13 protein-coding genes and 1 riboswitch are annotated in these 13,614 nt (G+C 73.8%); of the genes, 4 read left to right on the forward strand and 9 right to left on the reverse strand.

The genetic code is table 11. The features are described 5' to 3' along the window. Positions 1-33: 33 nt before the first annotated feature. The 3 genes from ACFWEE_RS17210 to ACFWEE_RS17220 form a co-directional block, all read right to left on the reverse strand. Positions 34-423: a hypothetical protein gene (locus tag ACFWEE_RS17210; protein WP_386889935.1), complete on the reverse strand. Its 390-nt coding sequence runs from the start codon at positions 421-423 to the stop codon at positions 34-36. A 222-nt stretch (positions 424-645) separates the two neighbouring features. Beyond that, positions 646-1,380: a (2Fe-2S)-binding protein gene (locus ACFWEE_RS17215; protein WP_386889936.1), complete on the reverse strand. Its 735-nt coding sequence runs from the start codon at positions 1,378-1,380 to the stop codon at positions 646-648. Between the two features lie 116 nt (positions 1,381-1,496). Further along, a complete protein-coding gene (locus ACFWEE_RS17220; RefSeq protein ID WP_386890056.1) occupies positions 1,497-1,823 on the reverse strand; it encodes a hypothetical protein in 327 nt (108 codons plus the stop codon). Between the two features lie 158 nt (positions 1,824-1,981). After that, positions 1,982-2,103, reverse strand: a riboswitch (cobalamin riboswitch). A 134-nt stretch (positions 2,104-2,237) separates the two neighbouring features. Between ACFWEE_RS17220 and ACFWEE_RS17225 the strand changes: the two genes are divergently transcribed. Further along, a complete protein-coding gene (locus ACFWEE_RS17225) occupies positions 2,238-2,546 on the forward strand; it encodes a glycosyltransferase (RefSeq protein ID WP_386889937.1) in 309 nt (102 codons plus the stop codon). Positions 2,547-2,711: 165 nt separating this feature from the next. Here ACFWEE_RS17225 and ACFWEE_RS17230 read toward each other — a convergent pair whose 3' ends face one another. Beyond that, entirely contained in the window at positions 2,712-3,299 is a 588-nt protein-coding gene (locus ACFWEE_RS17230; protein ID WP_386889939.1) for a TetR/AcrR family transcriptional regulator, read from the reverse strand. 154 nt (positions 3,300-3,453) lie between these two features. On the opposite strand from ACFWEE_RS17230, the gene ACFWEE_RS17235 reads away from it, so the two are divergent. Further along, positions 3,454-5,043 (forward strand): FUSC family protein, encoded by a 1,590-nt coding sequence (locus ACFWEE_RS17235; protein ID WP_386889941.1) that lies wholly within the window; start codon positions 3,454-3,456, stop codon positions 5,041-5,043. Between the two features lie 68 nt (positions 5,044-5,111). Here the strand turns inward: ACFWEE_RS17235 and ACFWEE_RS17240 are convergent, their stop codons facing one another. From ACFWEE_RS17240 to ACFWEE_RS17260, 5 genes are all read right to left on the reverse strand, one after another. Beyond that, positions 5,112-6,611 carry an amidase gene (locus tag ACFWEE_RS17240; protein WP_386889942.1) on the reverse strand — a complete coding sequence of 500 codons (1,500 nt, stop codon included), beginning with the start codon at positions 6,609-6,611 and terminating at the stop codon, positions 5,112-5,114. A gap of 88 nt (positions 6,612-6,699) precedes the next feature. Then, the gene (locus tag ACFWEE_RS17245) at positions 6,700-8,133 is read right to left on the reverse strand and encodes a purine-cytosine permease family protein (RefSeq protein ID WP_386889943.1); all 1,434 of its coding nucleotides are present in this window, start codon (positions 8,131-8,133) and stop codon (positions 6,700-6,702) included. Between the two features lie 103 nt (positions 8,134-8,236). Further along, positions 8,237-8,803 (reverse strand): DUF1097 domain-containing protein, encoded by a 567-nt coding sequence (locus tag ACFWEE_RS17250; protein WP_386889944.1) that lies wholly within the window; start codon positions 8,801-8,803, stop codon positions 8,237-8,239. A gap of 132 nt (positions 8,804-8,935) precedes the next feature. Continuing rightward, positions 8,936-10,261, reverse strand: a complete 1,326-nt coding sequence (locus ACFWEE_RS17255; protein ID WP_386889946.1) for an amidohydrolase family protein — start codon at positions 10,259-10,261, stop codon at positions 8,936-8,938. Between the two features lie 233 nt (positions 10,262-10,494). Beyond that, a complete protein-coding gene (locus ACFWEE_RS17260; RefSeq protein ID WP_386889947.1) occupies positions 10,495-11,103 on the reverse strand; it encodes a GntR family transcriptional regulator in 609 nt (202 codons plus the stop codon). A gap of 122 nt (positions 11,104-11,225) precedes the next feature. Here ACFWEE_RS17260 and ACFWEE_RS17265 point away from each other — a divergent pair, with 122 nt between their 5' ends. Together ACFWEE_RS17265 and ACFWEE_RS17270 are read left to right on the forward strand one after the other, a co-directional pair. Further along, on the forward strand, positions 11,226-12,353 hold the full coding sequence (locus ACFWEE_RS17265) for an acetamidase/formamidase family protein (protein ID WP_386889949.1): 1,128 nt from the start codon (positions 11,226-11,228) through the stop codon (positions 12,351-12,353). Further along, positions 12,350-13,579 (forward strand): amidase family protein, encoded by a 1,230-nt coding sequence (locus ACFWEE_RS17270; RefSeq protein ID WP_386889950.1) that lies wholly within the window; start codon positions 12,350-12,352, stop codon positions 13,577-13,579. The genes ACFWEE_RS17265 and ACFWEE_RS17270 overlap by 4 nt, the downstream gene beginning before the upstream one ends. Positions 13,580-13,614 lie beyond the last annotated feature (35 nt).

Genomic DNA, 13,614 nt, shown 5'->3' on the forward strand with positions numbered 1-13,614 from the left:
GCCGACCCCGGTCGTCGAGGTGGCGGTGGCCGGTCAGGCGTCGGCGTCGACTTCGGGGTGGGTGAACCGCACGGGCTTGCCCAGCGACCGGGCGTAGGCGATTTCCGCCCGGGTGCTGTCGCCGATGTAGTCGCCGACGACCAGCACCTCGTCAGCGAGCCGGATCTTCGCCCGGTGCAGATCGTCGAGTCGAACCTTCAACGCCTCGGCCTCGGCAGGATCGGACCAGAGTCCGTGCGGCGACTTCATGTCGCAGCCCGGCTTGACGACGATCCTCCCGGCTGCGGTCTCCCGCAGATCGGCCTCGGACATCTCGGCCATGAAGCGGGTGGAGCCGCAGATCACGACGGTAGGCGGAAGGCTCAACAGGCCTTTCGCGTCGGCAAGTTTCTCCTCGGGGGTGAGCGGCGGCGGGTACGTCACTGGTTCCTCCTGACGGTACGGTCCAGACGGTGTGGCCCGAGGGAAGGGGCGCCTGCGGAGACGAGCACGAGGGGGCCCGAGTCCGTCTCCTGGCGAACGACGTGTCCCCCTCGCGCGAAACGGGCCCCGTGACCGACCTGAGGTGTGCCGGCTGTCCGAACGTACGGGGCGGGAGCTCGGGTGGTCCTCCGGAGAGGGGCGGACCACCCGACGGGAGCCGCGTCAGCGGGCCAACGCGCAGTCTCCGCACAGGGCTCCCTTGCGGTCGGGGGCGGCGCGGTAGATGAGGCAGCAGCTGCGGCGTCTGAAGGCTCCACCGGCGGCCGAGGTCGTGGTGGAGCGCAGCGGGGGGCGTGCGAGGAGAAGCGAGGTCAGGGTGCGGGTGGGGGTGGCGAGGTCCGGGCGGGAGGTCGTGATCATGGTCGCTGCTCCGTTGAGGGCCGAGGCGGTGTTCCCCCACAGGATGTGCCGGGAGACGGAGAACTCCCCCATCTCATCGGCAAGTTCGCGCAGCGAGCCGTCCAGCAGGCGGGTGCTCAGTTCGTCGGCGAGGCGCTCGGGGGGGCTTGTCGGGGGGCCCGCCGGGCTGTCGACGAGGGCGCTGTCGGGCAGCGAGAGAGGGATCGGCCCGCCGATCACCGGCTGCCATCGCAGCTCGGTGAGGCCGGGGGCGAGGACCTTGCCGTGCAGCACCGCGGCGGCCAGGGCCGGGGAGATCAGCCGGGCGGCCAGCCCCAGATGCGCGACGGAAGCCGCGACGCGCGTCTCCACCGAGCCCGGCGGCCGGCCGCCCGTCGCGGCCAGCCGCTCCCCGACCGCGGCGACACGCTCTTCGAGCAGCGGGCGGGACATCGGCTGCCAGGGGCCGCCCGGTTCCGTGCCGTGCGGATGGATCCGGAGGGCGAAGAACGGACCGAGCCCGGTGACCGACTCGCTCAGGGCGGTTGCCATGGCCATGCGGCGGCGCACCACCTCGGCCGGACCCGGGCAGTCGTCACGGCCGTCGGAGAGGGGCCTCGGCGAGAGGCACCCGGCCGTTGCGGGTTCGCGTCCGTCCTCCGCCGGGAGCGGGCTCACCGCGGGCCCCGTCGCCGACCGGGGGGTTCGAACGTGTAGAGGTCGAGGATTTCAGGGCGCGGGGCCACCCCCGGGCCTCCGGCACGTATCCAGGAGGCGATGTCCTCGGTCGCGCCGGGATCGTTGACCAGTCCCAGCCAGACGGGCCGGGCTCCGGCGGCGCGGCCCTCGGCTGAGGGCTGCACGACCACGACGTTGGCCTGGTCGCACACGTCCAGACAGTCCGATATCCGCACCGGGGCCTCCTCGCGGAGGCGGTCCGTCTGCGCCCCGTGATCGACTCCGGTCACCTTGCGGCTGCCGCAGCAGCAGTCCCGGCACACGACGACCCGGCAGGGCGCCGATCCGGCCGTCGCACCCCTGGCGCCGGGTACAACCTTGGTCTTCCGTACGTGAGCCTCTTCGGCCGGCCTTGCGGGCACGCCGAACCACCCCTCTCCGGGGAAATCCGCCCCGGTGTCCGTGGAGGAGGCGACCGCGTGAGTCTCCTGGCTCTCGGGTCGCCGCTCGTCCCGCCCTTCCCGCCCTACGAGGCAGTGGTACGCCGGGAGTCGCTCACCGATCACAGTGGCGGGACCGCTCCGGTTTCGCACCGGATTCCTCGGACCGCCGTCGCCCTGTCACCGAGCATCATCCCATCCGGAGCGCATGGTCGGTACGGGCAGGAGCACCGGCCCCAACTCGCCCCTATGATCATGTGCCTGACACATCGCCGTACCCGAGGAGTGCCACCGATCATGCGCATGACCCGTATCGCCACCACCGTCCTGGCCACCGCGGTCGGATTCGCCGGAGTGGTCGCCACCGCCCCCGGCGCCGCGGCCCAGTCGGGCTGCCAGTACAAGGTCGTCTGGCCGACCGCCGGGGTGTACGAGGACCCGAACCCGAACAGCGCCGTCGTGAAGACCAAGTACGCCGGTGACATCGTCGGCGCGTCGACCTGCGAGGGCGCCTCGTACAACGAGTACGGCTACGTCCTGGTCACCACCGACGCGGCGGCGGACGGCCGGGGCTGGATGCGCGAAGGGGCGGTCGTCGCCATCTGAGCCGTACCGATCGGAACGAACGTCCGGGGCGGCCGGGCTCCTGGTCCGACGCGGCCCCCGACCGACGCGACTCCCGGCCACCTCGGTTCCCGACCGACGCGACTCCCGGCCACCCCGGTTCCCGACCGCCGTGGCCCTGCGCGCGCACCCCGGCCGCAAGGCGCCCTATCTGCCCGGCTCCACCCCGTCCGCAGCTCCGGCAAGGAGACCGGCGAGGGCCTGGTCGACAACGGCGGGGGCGAAGTCCTCGGTGAGCTGGTCGGTGAGGTGGGGCAGGAGCAGACGGATGTAGCAGGCGCCCCAGATGAGGTCCACCAGGAGAGCGGGGTCGGCGTCCTCACGGATCTGCCCGCGGTCCTTCGCCTTCTCCAGCAGGGCGAACGCCTCCCGCCGGCGCGGGCCGAAGTAGTGGTGTTCGAACTGTCCGGCGAGTTCGGCGTCCGTCTGCGCCGCGCCGATGAGCTGGGCGAAGACGGGGCCGGCGGGCCGTTGGGTGGCGAGCCGGATGAACGCGGTGATGAACCGCGTCAGGTCCGCGCGGACGTCCCCGGTGTCGTCGAGTGCGACCTGATCCCCGACGGCGTGCCGGAATCCGTCCAGGGCCAGCGCACCGCGTGAGGGCCAGTGCCGGTAGACGGTCGCCGGGCTGACGCCGGAGGCGGCGACGACCTTCTCGACGGTGAAGCCGGCGACCCCGTGCGCCATCAGCACCTGGGCCGAGGCCTCCAGGACGTCGGCGCGGACCTCGGCCATCGGCCTTCTGCCGCGCCCCCGACGCGGGCCTGCCGGAGGAACTGTCATCGGTCTCACCTTCCACCCCGGTCGAAGCCACTCTCCGCCGCAAACTACTATATGAAGAGTCTGTTCATTTAAGCGGCCCGGCCGCGATCCCTCTCGAAGGAGCACCGTGTCCTCGGCATCCCTGTGGCGACGGGCGGCAGTGGCGATCTGGAATTTCTTCGCCCCTCGGTACACCCCGGGTTCGATCGCCCCGAACCTGGTGTCCGCCGCCGTCTCCTCGGTGACCGTCCTGACCGCCTGCCTGGCGTTCGGACCGAAGCTGGGAATGATCTCGCTCATGGGCGCCATGACACCGTTCTGGGAGACCGGCCGCCCCCTGTGGGCACGGGTCCGCAACAGCCTCCTGGTGGCCGCCGCGCTGACCGGCGCCATGTCGGTGGGGGTGCTCGTCGCTCCGTACCGCTGGGCGATCGTCCCGGCGAGCGTCGTGATCATCGTGGTGGTGGCCGTCCTCTACTACGCCTTCATGCTGACCCGTGGCCCGACCCCGGTGATGGTGTTCTACGCCGCCGTCCTGGGTACGTACTTCGGCGCCGACCCGACGGTGGGCTGGCAGATGGTCGGCGTCACCGCCTTCGCGGCCCTGCTCGCCTCGGTCCTGCTGCTGGTCCCGCTCCTCTTCGCCCCGCGCGGTCCCGAGGAGCGCGCCGTGGCCGCCGCCCGCCGGGCCGTGGCCGACTACCGGCTGACGGAGGCGGGCAGCCAGGCCGCGCGCCTGAGCCGGAACGCCGCCTACCAGGCGGTCAATGGGGCTCGGCTGACCCTGCACTCCGCCTGGCCGGCCACGCGCGGACAGCACCATCAGGCGCTCGCCTCCGACTTGATGGCGACCAACCGGGCCCTCGCCGAGACCGTCCTGGACCGTCTCGGCGCCGACGCCCCGTCGGCCGCGGACCCCGGCATCGGCACCACGCCCGGCAGGCCGGGATGGCGCTACCTGCTCGGCCACGCCCTGCGCGGCAACTCGGTGGAGTGGTTCACCGCCTGGCGGATGGGACTGGCCGCGGGCATCGCCGGCGTCATCAGCCTGGCCGTCGGCATCGGCCACCCCTACTGGGCCATCCTGACCGCCACCATCGTGATCAACCAGTGGATGGACCGGGTCGCCGCCACCCGGCGCGCCGCCCACCGCACCGTCGGCACGCTGCTCGGCGTCGGGGTCGTCTGGGGCGTCTTCAGCCTGCACCCCGGACCGTGGTGGACGGTCGCGGCGGTGGTCGTCTGCATGACCGGCCAGTACCTGCTCTTCCCCCTGAACTACGCCCTGGCCCTGGTCGCCATCACGCCCATGGCCCTGCTCGCCGTCGGACCGAGCGGCGGCGCCGGGGTCGCCGCCATCACCGCCGACCGCTTCACCGACACCTTCATCGGCGCCGCGACCGCCGTCGTGGTCACCTGGGGCACCAGCTGGGCGTTCCCCCGCCGCCTCGTCCGCTCCCAGTCCGCACGCGCCGCCACCGCCATCGCCGAGGTCCGGCGCACCACCGCCGAAGGCGCGTCCTTCGCTCCCGAGGGCCGCCGCGCCCGTGTGGAGCTCCAGTACGAACTGATCCATCACCTCAGCGTCCTGGAGCGCGCGGTCGCGGACGATCCGCGCCTCGCCGACCTCGCCCCCGCCGAGCACGAACTCACCGACGAGGGCTACGCGGTGCTCGGTCGGGCCTGGCAGAGCGGCCCTGTGCGGCAGGCGGCCTGACCGACGGGCCACGGTGAGGTGACCGACGGGCCACGGACGACGAGCCCGGCGAGCCCCGCCCGGCCCGGTCAGCGGGCGGTCGCCGCGGCTTTCGGCGCAGCCCCGGGCGCGTTCGGCGTCGGCACCGGGCGGCGGTGCGCCCAGGGGCGCGCCCTCTCGTACGCCGCCGCGGCGCGGAGCACGGTCCCGTCGGCCAGATGACGTCCGATCAGCTGGAGTCCCACGGGCAGATCGTCGGGGGTGCGGCCCGCCGGGACGTTGGTCGCGGGCGCTCCGGTGAGGGAGGCCGGGTAGTTGAAACCGATCCAGGCGGTGTCGCCGACGGTGCGGCCCGCGATGCGCTCGGGGCCGTGCACACCGACGGGGAAGGGTGGCACGGCGGCCGTGGGAGTGATCAGGAGATCGTAGGCGGACATCAGCGCGGCCATGCGATTGGTCAGCGCCTTGCGTGCGATGTTGGCGTCGGTGAGTTCCCGCGCCGTCCAGTCGCGCGTCATCCAGGCCACGAGGTGCGGGGACATCGCGGCACCGTACTGACCGGTGAGGCGTCGCATCCCGGTCAGGTCGGTCTCGGCGGTGATGATCGCCTGGAACGCCTCGGCGGGGTCGCTCCAGCCGGGGTCGACCTCCTCCACGGTGCAGCCCAGCGCGCGGAAGACGGACACCGCGTCCTCGGCCACCGCGCGTACCGCCGGGTCGACCGGCAGATAGCCGAGATCCGGGCTGTAGGCGATGCGGAGTCCGGCACATCCCTCCTCACGACCGCGCCGGGCGGCGGCCGTCCAGTCCACGTCGTGGCAGGGAATGGAGTGCCGGTCGCGTGGATCGGGACCGGCGAGCACGGAGAGCATGAGCGCGGTGTCGGCGACCGTACGGGTCAGGACGCCGAGATGCTCGATGCTCTCCCAGCCCGAGGCCCCCGGCATGCGTTCGTCGCGGCAGCCGGGCCAGACGGGCACGCGGCCCATCGACGGTTTGAAGCCCACCAGTTCGCAGAAGGCCGCGGGCACCCTCAGGGAGCACCCGCCGTCGCTGCCCAGTGCCACCGGCCCGAGTCCCGCGGCCACCGCCGCCGCCGATCCGGCGCTCGACCCGCCGGGGGTGAGATCGGTCCGCCACGGGTTGCGGCTGGGCGGGAAGAGCGGGTTGTGGCCCGCCGGGCTGTAGCCGAACTCGGTGGTGTTGGTCTTCCCCAGCACGACGGCTCCGGCTCCGGTGGAGCGCTCGACGACGATGTCGTCCTGGTCGGGGACGTGGTCGCGGTAGGCGGGTGACCCGAAGGTGGTGAGCAGCCCCGCGGTCGCGATGAGGTCCTTCACTCCGAGGGGTACGCCCGCCAGCGGGCCGGGAGTTCCGCCGCGGGCCAGGGTGTCCGCCAGCTGGACCGCCCGTGCGCGGGCCTGTTCGGGGGCGGGGGTGCAGAACGCCCCGATCAGCGGGTTGATCTCCGCCATGCGGTCCAGCACGGCGTCGACCAGCTCGACGGGCGAGAGCCGGCGGGCGGCCACGGCCGTGACGATCTCGGTGGCCGGGAGGAAGCAGAGGTCGTCGCGCTCTTCGGGGGTCACGGGGGGCCTTTCCCTGGAGGGGTGGACGGCGGTGGGGGACGGTGACGGCGGTGCACGCCGGTGGTGGACCGGGACGGGGGTGGGGGGGTCAGACGCGGGCGGGGTCGGTGGTCCCGGCCACGGCCACGCCGCGGGAGGCATCCACCGGGACACCGGCGGCGGTTCCCTCGGCGCGTCCGGGCCACCGGAGCCGGGCCCCGTACACGAGGGCCGCCACTCCGAAGCCGAGCACGGCGTCCACCGACCCCGGGTACACCTGGTGGAGGATCCAGGCGGCGACGGCTCCGGCCGCCCAGGCGACCAGCGCGGGAAGGACGAAGCCCGAGCCGTCCGCCCGGCGGGTCCTGTCGGGGGCCGGGCCGTTCTGGGCGGGCGCGGTGGACTCGTCGGCTCCGTGGCCGCGCCGCGACCGCAGCCGGTCCGCCGTCTGCCGCACGATCAGAACGGCGCCGATGGGCGGTACCAGAATGCCGAGGAGCTGGAGCCAGCTGACGATCGAGCTCCACACGCCGGTCAGCGCGACGACCGAACCGAGTACGCCGAGGGCGACCACGAGCGGGCGCATCCGCAGCGGGGTCGTCCCGGACCATCCGAGTGCGGCGTTGTAGAGGCAGTGCGCCGCGACCGAGCCGAGGTTGGTGAGGGTGAAGAGCACGGCGAGTGCGGTGATCCACGCGCCGTGTCCGGCGAGCAGCCCGAGGTAGGAGCCGCCGTCGGTCTCCGGCGCGGCGGCGCTCCCGGTCGCGACGACCGCGCCGCCGACCAGGTAGGCGACGGTGTTGGTGAGGGGGAAGGCCGACGCGGTGGCCCACACGGCCGAGCGGCCGTTCCTGCTCCAACGGGTGAAGTCGGCGGTCATGGTCCCCGAGTCGACGAATCCGGCGACGACGATGCCCACGGCGGACCAGAAGGTGATGCCGTGCCCGTGGCCCTCGAAGGCGAGCGCCTGGGAGACGCTCGCGCCCTGGTCCACCGCGTACCCGAAGGCGAGTGCTGCCGTGACGAGGAAGAGCGGCACACCCAGCAGACCGACGGCGGACAGGGCGCGGATTCCGGCGGCGGTGAGGCCGATGTAGACGGCGGCGCCGAGGAGCGCGCCCCACAGCGGGGCCCAGCCCAGGACCTGGTGCAGGGTCGTTCCGGTGAGGCCCACCTGGTACGAGAACCAGCCGATGACCACGGTGGCGAGGAAGCCGGAGACCAGCGCCCGGCCGCGGGGCCCGAAGACCGCGGCGGCCTGCTGGGCGAAGCTGCGGCCGGTCCGTCCCGCGTGGTGGCTGAGGGCACCCACGTAGGCGAAGAGGAGGAGGTTTCCGGTGAGGATCGCCCAGAAGCCCTGCTGGAGGCCGAGGTTGTAGACGATCAGGCCGCCGAACACGGCGTTTCCCAGGCACATGGGGAAGCCGGCCCACACCCCGGCCACGGAGAGCAGGCTCTTCCTGGCGTGGCGGGGTACGGCCGTGTGCTCCCACTCCTCGCCTGCGGTGTGGTGTTCGCGGTCGGTCGCGGCGGCGGTGGCCATGCGGTGTCCCTTCGGGGGTACGGACGGGGCGGGGGTGGGGTGGGTGTGGGGTGGGCGGAGCGGTGGGCCGGGGCGGCGCGGGGGCCGCCGCGCGATCAGGCGGTCACCGGGCCTCCGCGACGGGGACGCCCGGTGCGGTGGCCGACTGCGCGGTGGGGGCCGGGGCGGTCGTGCGGGCGAAGGTCGCCCAGTTCGCCACGAACGCGTAGACCGGGCCGAGCGCGTTCATCGCGACGGCGCTCACCCATGCCGCCCAGACGTTGCCGTGGTCGTAGCCGAAGCCGCCGAAGTAGGTGGCGAAGAACGAGGCGAACCCGAGGAACATGCCGGGGACGAGCGAGAGGGGCCGCAGGCGGCCCGCGTACATCAGCGCGGTGTTCAGTACGAGGATGACCGCCCCGAGCAGGGCGTTCTGGGCCAGTCGGCCCCCGCCGACGTGCGGGGCGAGGTGCTGGTCGGCGAGGACGATGGCCAGGGCGAAGGCGGAGCCGACCGGCATGGCGGCCCACAGGCGAGTGGCGTTGGCGAGGCTGGGACCGCCCATGAGGTGCAGTCCCGCCCAGGAGATGAAGATCGCCCAGGGCGGCAGGTTCAGCGCGGTTCCGCCGACGAAGGCGGTGGTCGCGGCGAGGACGGACGCGGTGATCTCGTGCGGAATGCGTTCACTCATGGCGTGCTCCTGACACAACGAAGGGGGGCGGGGTACGCGGTGCGGGGGTAACACGGTGCGATGCGCGGGGCGGAGGCCGGTGGCGGGCCGTACACCAGGGGCGCGAGCGGCTGCTCGGTCCGCGCCCGGGGTTCAGGCGGCCCGGACCCGCCGGGCGGCGGCCGTACCGCCGAGGGCGCCGGAGACGCCGGGCACCTCGGAGTCGGATGCGTCGAGGAGTTCGGTCGTACGGACGGTACGGGCGACGACCCGGCCGCGCTTGACGACCAGCCGCCGGTCCGGGCGGTCGGTCAGCACGTCCTCGTGTCGGCGGGTACCGAGGACCACCAGGTCGGCCCGGGCGCCGGGGTGGATCCCGTAGCCGTCGTGGACCCCGGTGACCCGGGCGGCCTCCGTGGTGGCCATGCGCAGGATCCGCGCGGTGTCGGACGGACTTCCCATGTGGCAGGTCTGGGCGAGCAGCAGGCCGATGTCGAGCATGTCGGCGTTGCCGAAGGGGGTGAAGGCGTTGCGGACGTTGTTGGAGGAGTACGCGGTGACCACCCCGCCGTCCAGCAGTTCGCGCACCGGGGTCACCCCCCGGCGCACGGCACGGGAGTCGGCGCGCCCTCCGATGTGCAGGTCGGTCGCGGGCAGCGCGACGACCGCGACCCCCGCCTCCGCCAGCAGGGCGACGACCTCGGCCCGTTCGGCGGGCGGGCAGGCGGCGAGCGAGGTGACATGGCCGAGCGTCACCCGGCCGCCGAGGCCGTGCCCGCGGGTCGCCTCGGCGATCGCCCCGGCCAGGGCGAAACGCCCGTCGGAGGTGTCGTCCGCGAAGTCCGCGTGCAGGTCCGCCGGCACCCCGAACTCGACGGCGAGGCCGAGCACGGTGTCGATGTGGCGGCGGGAGGCGTCGAGGTCCGCCTCGTTGTATGCACATCCGCCGATGACGTCCGCGCCCCGCCGGAGCGCCTCCCTCAGCAGGTCGTAGGTGCCCGGTGCGCGCTCGATGCCCTCCTGCGGGAAGGCGACGACCTGGAGGTCCACCAAGTGGCGCTGGGACTCCCTGAGTTCGAGCATGACATCGAGTCCGGTCAGGCCGCCGATCGGATCGACGTCCGGATGCGCGCGGATCAGGGTGGTGCCGTTGGCCACGGCCCACCGGAGCACCCGCAGCGCGCGGGCGCGGACGGAGGCGTGGGTGAACTCGCGCTTGAGCCTGCCGGTGACCTCGATGGCCCCCGCCAGCGTCCCTTCCGGGTTGATGGCCACACTGTCCAACAGCGCTTTGTCCAGGTGCAGATGGGGTTCGATGAACCCGGGCACGACCACGAGCCCGTCGCAGTCGAAGGTCTCGCGGGCTGGCGCCCCCGGGGCGGACTCGCCCACCAGGGCGATCGTGCCGCCCGCGACGGCGATGTCCACCGGCGGGCGGCCTTCGGCGATCAGTGCGCGGCGCAGTACGAGGTCGTACACGGTTGTCCCCTTCTGACGGCCCGGAGGTCCGGAGCGGAGCCGACGTCTCGGCGACGTCCAGAAGGTGTATACAGATGACGGGTTACGGCTTCCGACGTCTCGCGTGACGCAGCCGTTTCCGACACCTCGCCGCGCACCGCCGCACCCCGGTGGGCCCCGCGCCACCGCACCCCGTCGCGCACCGCCACACCCGGCGGCGCGACGGTGCGACGGCTACGGGACCTGACGGAATGTCAGCGTCTGCCGCGCAGGCGGTAGGCGGCCTGAGCGCGTCGGATGTGGTCGGCCACCCGCTCGCGGGCGGCGTCCGGGTCCCGCTCGCGCAGCGCCTCGACGATGGCCTCGTGCTCGGCCCAGGAGTCCGGTGCGCGCCTGGGGAGTTCCACTGAATACACCCAGGAGATCTTGTAGCCGAGCTGGGCGACGAGGGCCGCCATGGTCGGGCTGCCCGACGCCTCGGCCAGGACCTGGTGGAACCGGGTGTTGAGGGCGGCGAGCCCGGCCGAGGAGCCGGCCTCCAGGATCTGCCGGGCCTCCGCGAGCAGCAGTTCGAGCGTCGCGAGGTGCACCGCGGTGCGGCGACCGGCCGCGCGCTCGGCGCCGAACGGCTCGATCAGCAGCCGGATGCCCAGCAGGTCTTCGGCCTCCTCGTCGCTCAACTCGGCCACGAACGTGCCTCCGTAGGGGCGCGAGTGCACGAACCCCTCGGCTTCCAGGGTGCGCAGCGCCTCGCGCACGGGGATGCGGGAGACCCGGTAACGCGTGGCGAGGCGTTCCTCGGTGAGACGGTCCCCGGGCGTGAACACCCGGTTGATCACGTCGTTCCTGAGTGCGTCGCACACTGCCTGCCCCGTGTCCCGCCTCCGCACCGCGCCGACTTCGGCCATCGCTCCGCCTCTCGGGTTCCGGCCGGTGCGCGCAGAGGTTAACCGGCCTGTAACGGGTGTATGCAAAGGTCAGCGCCATGAGCGTACTTCAGCCCCACGACGGAGCGACCGAGGGTTCGTCCTACCTCGCCGCCGAACTCGGCACGACCGCCTGGGGGTTGCTCCCCAATGCCGCTTCCCGCCCCGTGCTCACCGTGGAGTCCGGCACCGTCGTGTGCCTCGACACGACGAGCCACGAGGGCATCCTGCCGGACCAGGGGCGCGACCCGGTGAAGTTCTTCGCCGAAGCGGGCGTCCGCGAGCGGGACATCCTGCGTGACGCCGTCGAACTCGCCGCGTCCGCCGTTCCGTTCGACGCGGAGACGCAAGGGCCCCACGTCGTCACGGGCCCGGTCGCGGTCCGCGGTGCCCGCCCCGGCGACGTGCTGGAGGTCGAGGTGCTCCGGCTGCGGCGCCGCACCGACTACGGCGTGATCAGCAACCGGCACGGGCGGGGGGCGCTGCCCGGCGAGTACCCGGTCCCCGCCCCGGGTCACGAGGACGGTCTGCCGGTACCGGCCGTCTCCCTGGTCGCCCACGTGGACCCCGACGGCCTCGGGCGGCTCCCGGTCGGCGACGGACGGGACGTCCGCTTCCCGCTCGCCCCCTTCCTCGGCATCATGGGGGTCGCTCCCGCGACGGACGCGCCCGTCCACTCGGTTCCGCCCGGCGCGCACGGCGGCAACCTGGACATACGGCTCCTGGGCGAGGGGGCGCGCCTCTTCCTGCCGGTCCAGGTGGCGGGAGCGCTCTTCTACGCGGGCGACCCGCACTTCTCCCAGGGCGACGGGGAGGTCGCGCTCACCGCTTTCGAGGCGCCGCTGCGCGCCACGCTCCGGCTGACCCTGCACAGCGACGCGCCTGCCCGGCGGCTCGCGTCGAGGCTCGCCGGACCGTACGCCGAGACCGCCGGCCACTATCTGGTCACCGGCCTGGACGAGGACCTCGACGAAGCCGTCCGCAAGGCCACCAGATCGGCCCTCGCCTACCTGTCGGAGCGCTGCTCGCTGCCCGGGGCGGTGGCGCTCGCCTACCTCAGCGCGGCGGTCGACCTTCGCATATCGCAGGTCGTCGACCGGGTGAAGGGCGTCCACGTCTGCCTGCCGAAGGCCGATCTCCATCCCCTGCTGACCGGCGCCGCCCCGTCCACGGAGCCGACACGATGACTTCTGCCCGCACTTCGTCCGCGGCGGATTCGGCCCCGCTGCCGCTCATCGGGCCGTTCGTTCCCTGGCTGCCCGTCCCCGACCTGCCCGAGCCCGCGGCGGCCGACGGGCTGTCCGGTGCCCGGATCGCCGTGAAGGACGTCATCGACCTCGCGGGCGCGCCGACCGGCAACGGCCATCCCCTGCTGCTCGCCGGTGCCGTACCCGCGACGCGTCACGCCGACTGCCTCGGCCGCCTGGTCGACGCCGGAGCCGTACCGGCGGGCAAGACGCACACCGACGAGCTGGCCTACAGCCTGGGCGGCACGAACGCCCACTACGGCGCACCCGCCAACCCCGCGGCGCCGGGGCACCTGTGCGGCGGCTCCTCCAGCGGGACGGCCGCGGCCGTCGCCGGAGGACTCGCCGACATCGGGCTGGGCACCGACACCGCCGGTTCCATCCGGGTGCCCGCCTCCTACTGCGGCCTGTACGGACTCCGTCCCAGCCACGCCCGCGCCGACCGCACGGGCATCAGCCCGCTGGCCCCCTCGTTCGACACACCGGGACTCCTCACCCGCTCCCTGCCCCTGCTGCGCGACGCCGCGGCGGTCCTGCTGGCGGGCACGGAGGGGGACGACCGCCCGCCGCTCCGGATCCTGGCACCGGCCGACCTCTGGTCCCTGGCGACCGGTGAGGTCCGCGCGGCGCTGACGCCCGCCCTCGCCCGGCTGGTCGGCGGACTCGGCCTGCCCGTCGACCGCGCCCCGCTCTTCGACGACCTAGCCCCGGTCCCGCACGCCGATGCCAGGGACGCCTTCAAGACGGTGCAGGCCGCCGAGGTGTGGCGGGCCCACGGCCCGTGGGTGGTGCGGGCCCGCCCGGTCTTCGGCCCCCACGTCACCGAGCGGCTGCGCGCCGCCGCCGACGTGGACGCCGCACGGGAGCGGGCCGCGCGGGCGCGCGTCCTGGCGGTCGCGCGGTGGCTCGGCCGCCGCCTGGACGGTGCCGTGCTGGCGATTCCCGCCACCCCGGCCCCGGCACCGGCCCACGCCGCTTCGTCCACGGCGGACCGGGACGCCCTCCTCGCGCTGACCTGTCTGGCGGGACTCGGCGGACTGCCCGCCCTCACCCTCCCCGGCCCCCGCGTCCGGGGACTGCCGGTGGGGCTCTGCCTGCTGACCGTCCCGGGCGGGGACGAACGGCTCGTCGCCGCGGGCATGGCGATGGAGCCCGGTCGTGCGTGAGGCGTGTTGCGGACGGGCGGGACTTGCGCGGAACG

Origin of the sequence: Streptomyces sp. NPDC060184 (genome assembly GCF_042728795.1) — a bacterium.
Lineage (GTDB): Bacteria > Actinomycetota > Actinomycetes > Streptomycetales > Streptomycetaceae > Streptomyces.

What these genes read in the sequence shown, in the direction of transcription:
- ACFWEE_RS17215 (WP_386889936.1), bottom strand. Translation starts at nt 1,380, where the DNA reads ATGGCCATGGCAACCGCCCTGAGCGAGTCGGTCACCGGGCTCGGTCCG.
- ACFWEE_RS17225 (WP_386889937.1), top strand. Translation starts at nt 2,238, where the DNA reads ATGCGCATGACCCGTATCGCCACCACCGTCCTGGCCACCGCGGTCGGA.
- ACFWEE_RS17230 (WP_386889939.1), bottom strand. Translation starts at nt 3,299, where the DNA reads ATGGCCGAGGTCCGCGCCGACGTCCTGGAGGCCTCGGCCCAGGTGCTG.
- ACFWEE_RS17245 (WP_386889943.1), bottom strand. Translation starts at nt 8,133, where the DNA reads ATGGCCACCGCCGCCGCGACCGACCGCGAACACCACACCGCAGGCGAG.
- ACFWEE_RS17250 (WP_386889944.1), bottom strand. Translation starts at nt 8,803, where the DNA reads ATGAGTGAACGCATTCCGCACGAGATCACCGCGTCCGTCCTCGCCGCG.
- ACFWEE_RS17265 (WP_386889949.1), top strand. Translation starts at nt 11,226, where the DNA reads ATGAGCGTACTTCAGCCCCACGACGGAGCGACCGAGGGTTCGTCCTAC.
- ACFWEE_RS17270 (WP_386889950.1), top strand. Translation starts at nt 12,350, where the DNA reads ATGACTTCTGCCCGCACTTCGTCCGCGGCGGATTCGGCCCCGCTGCCG.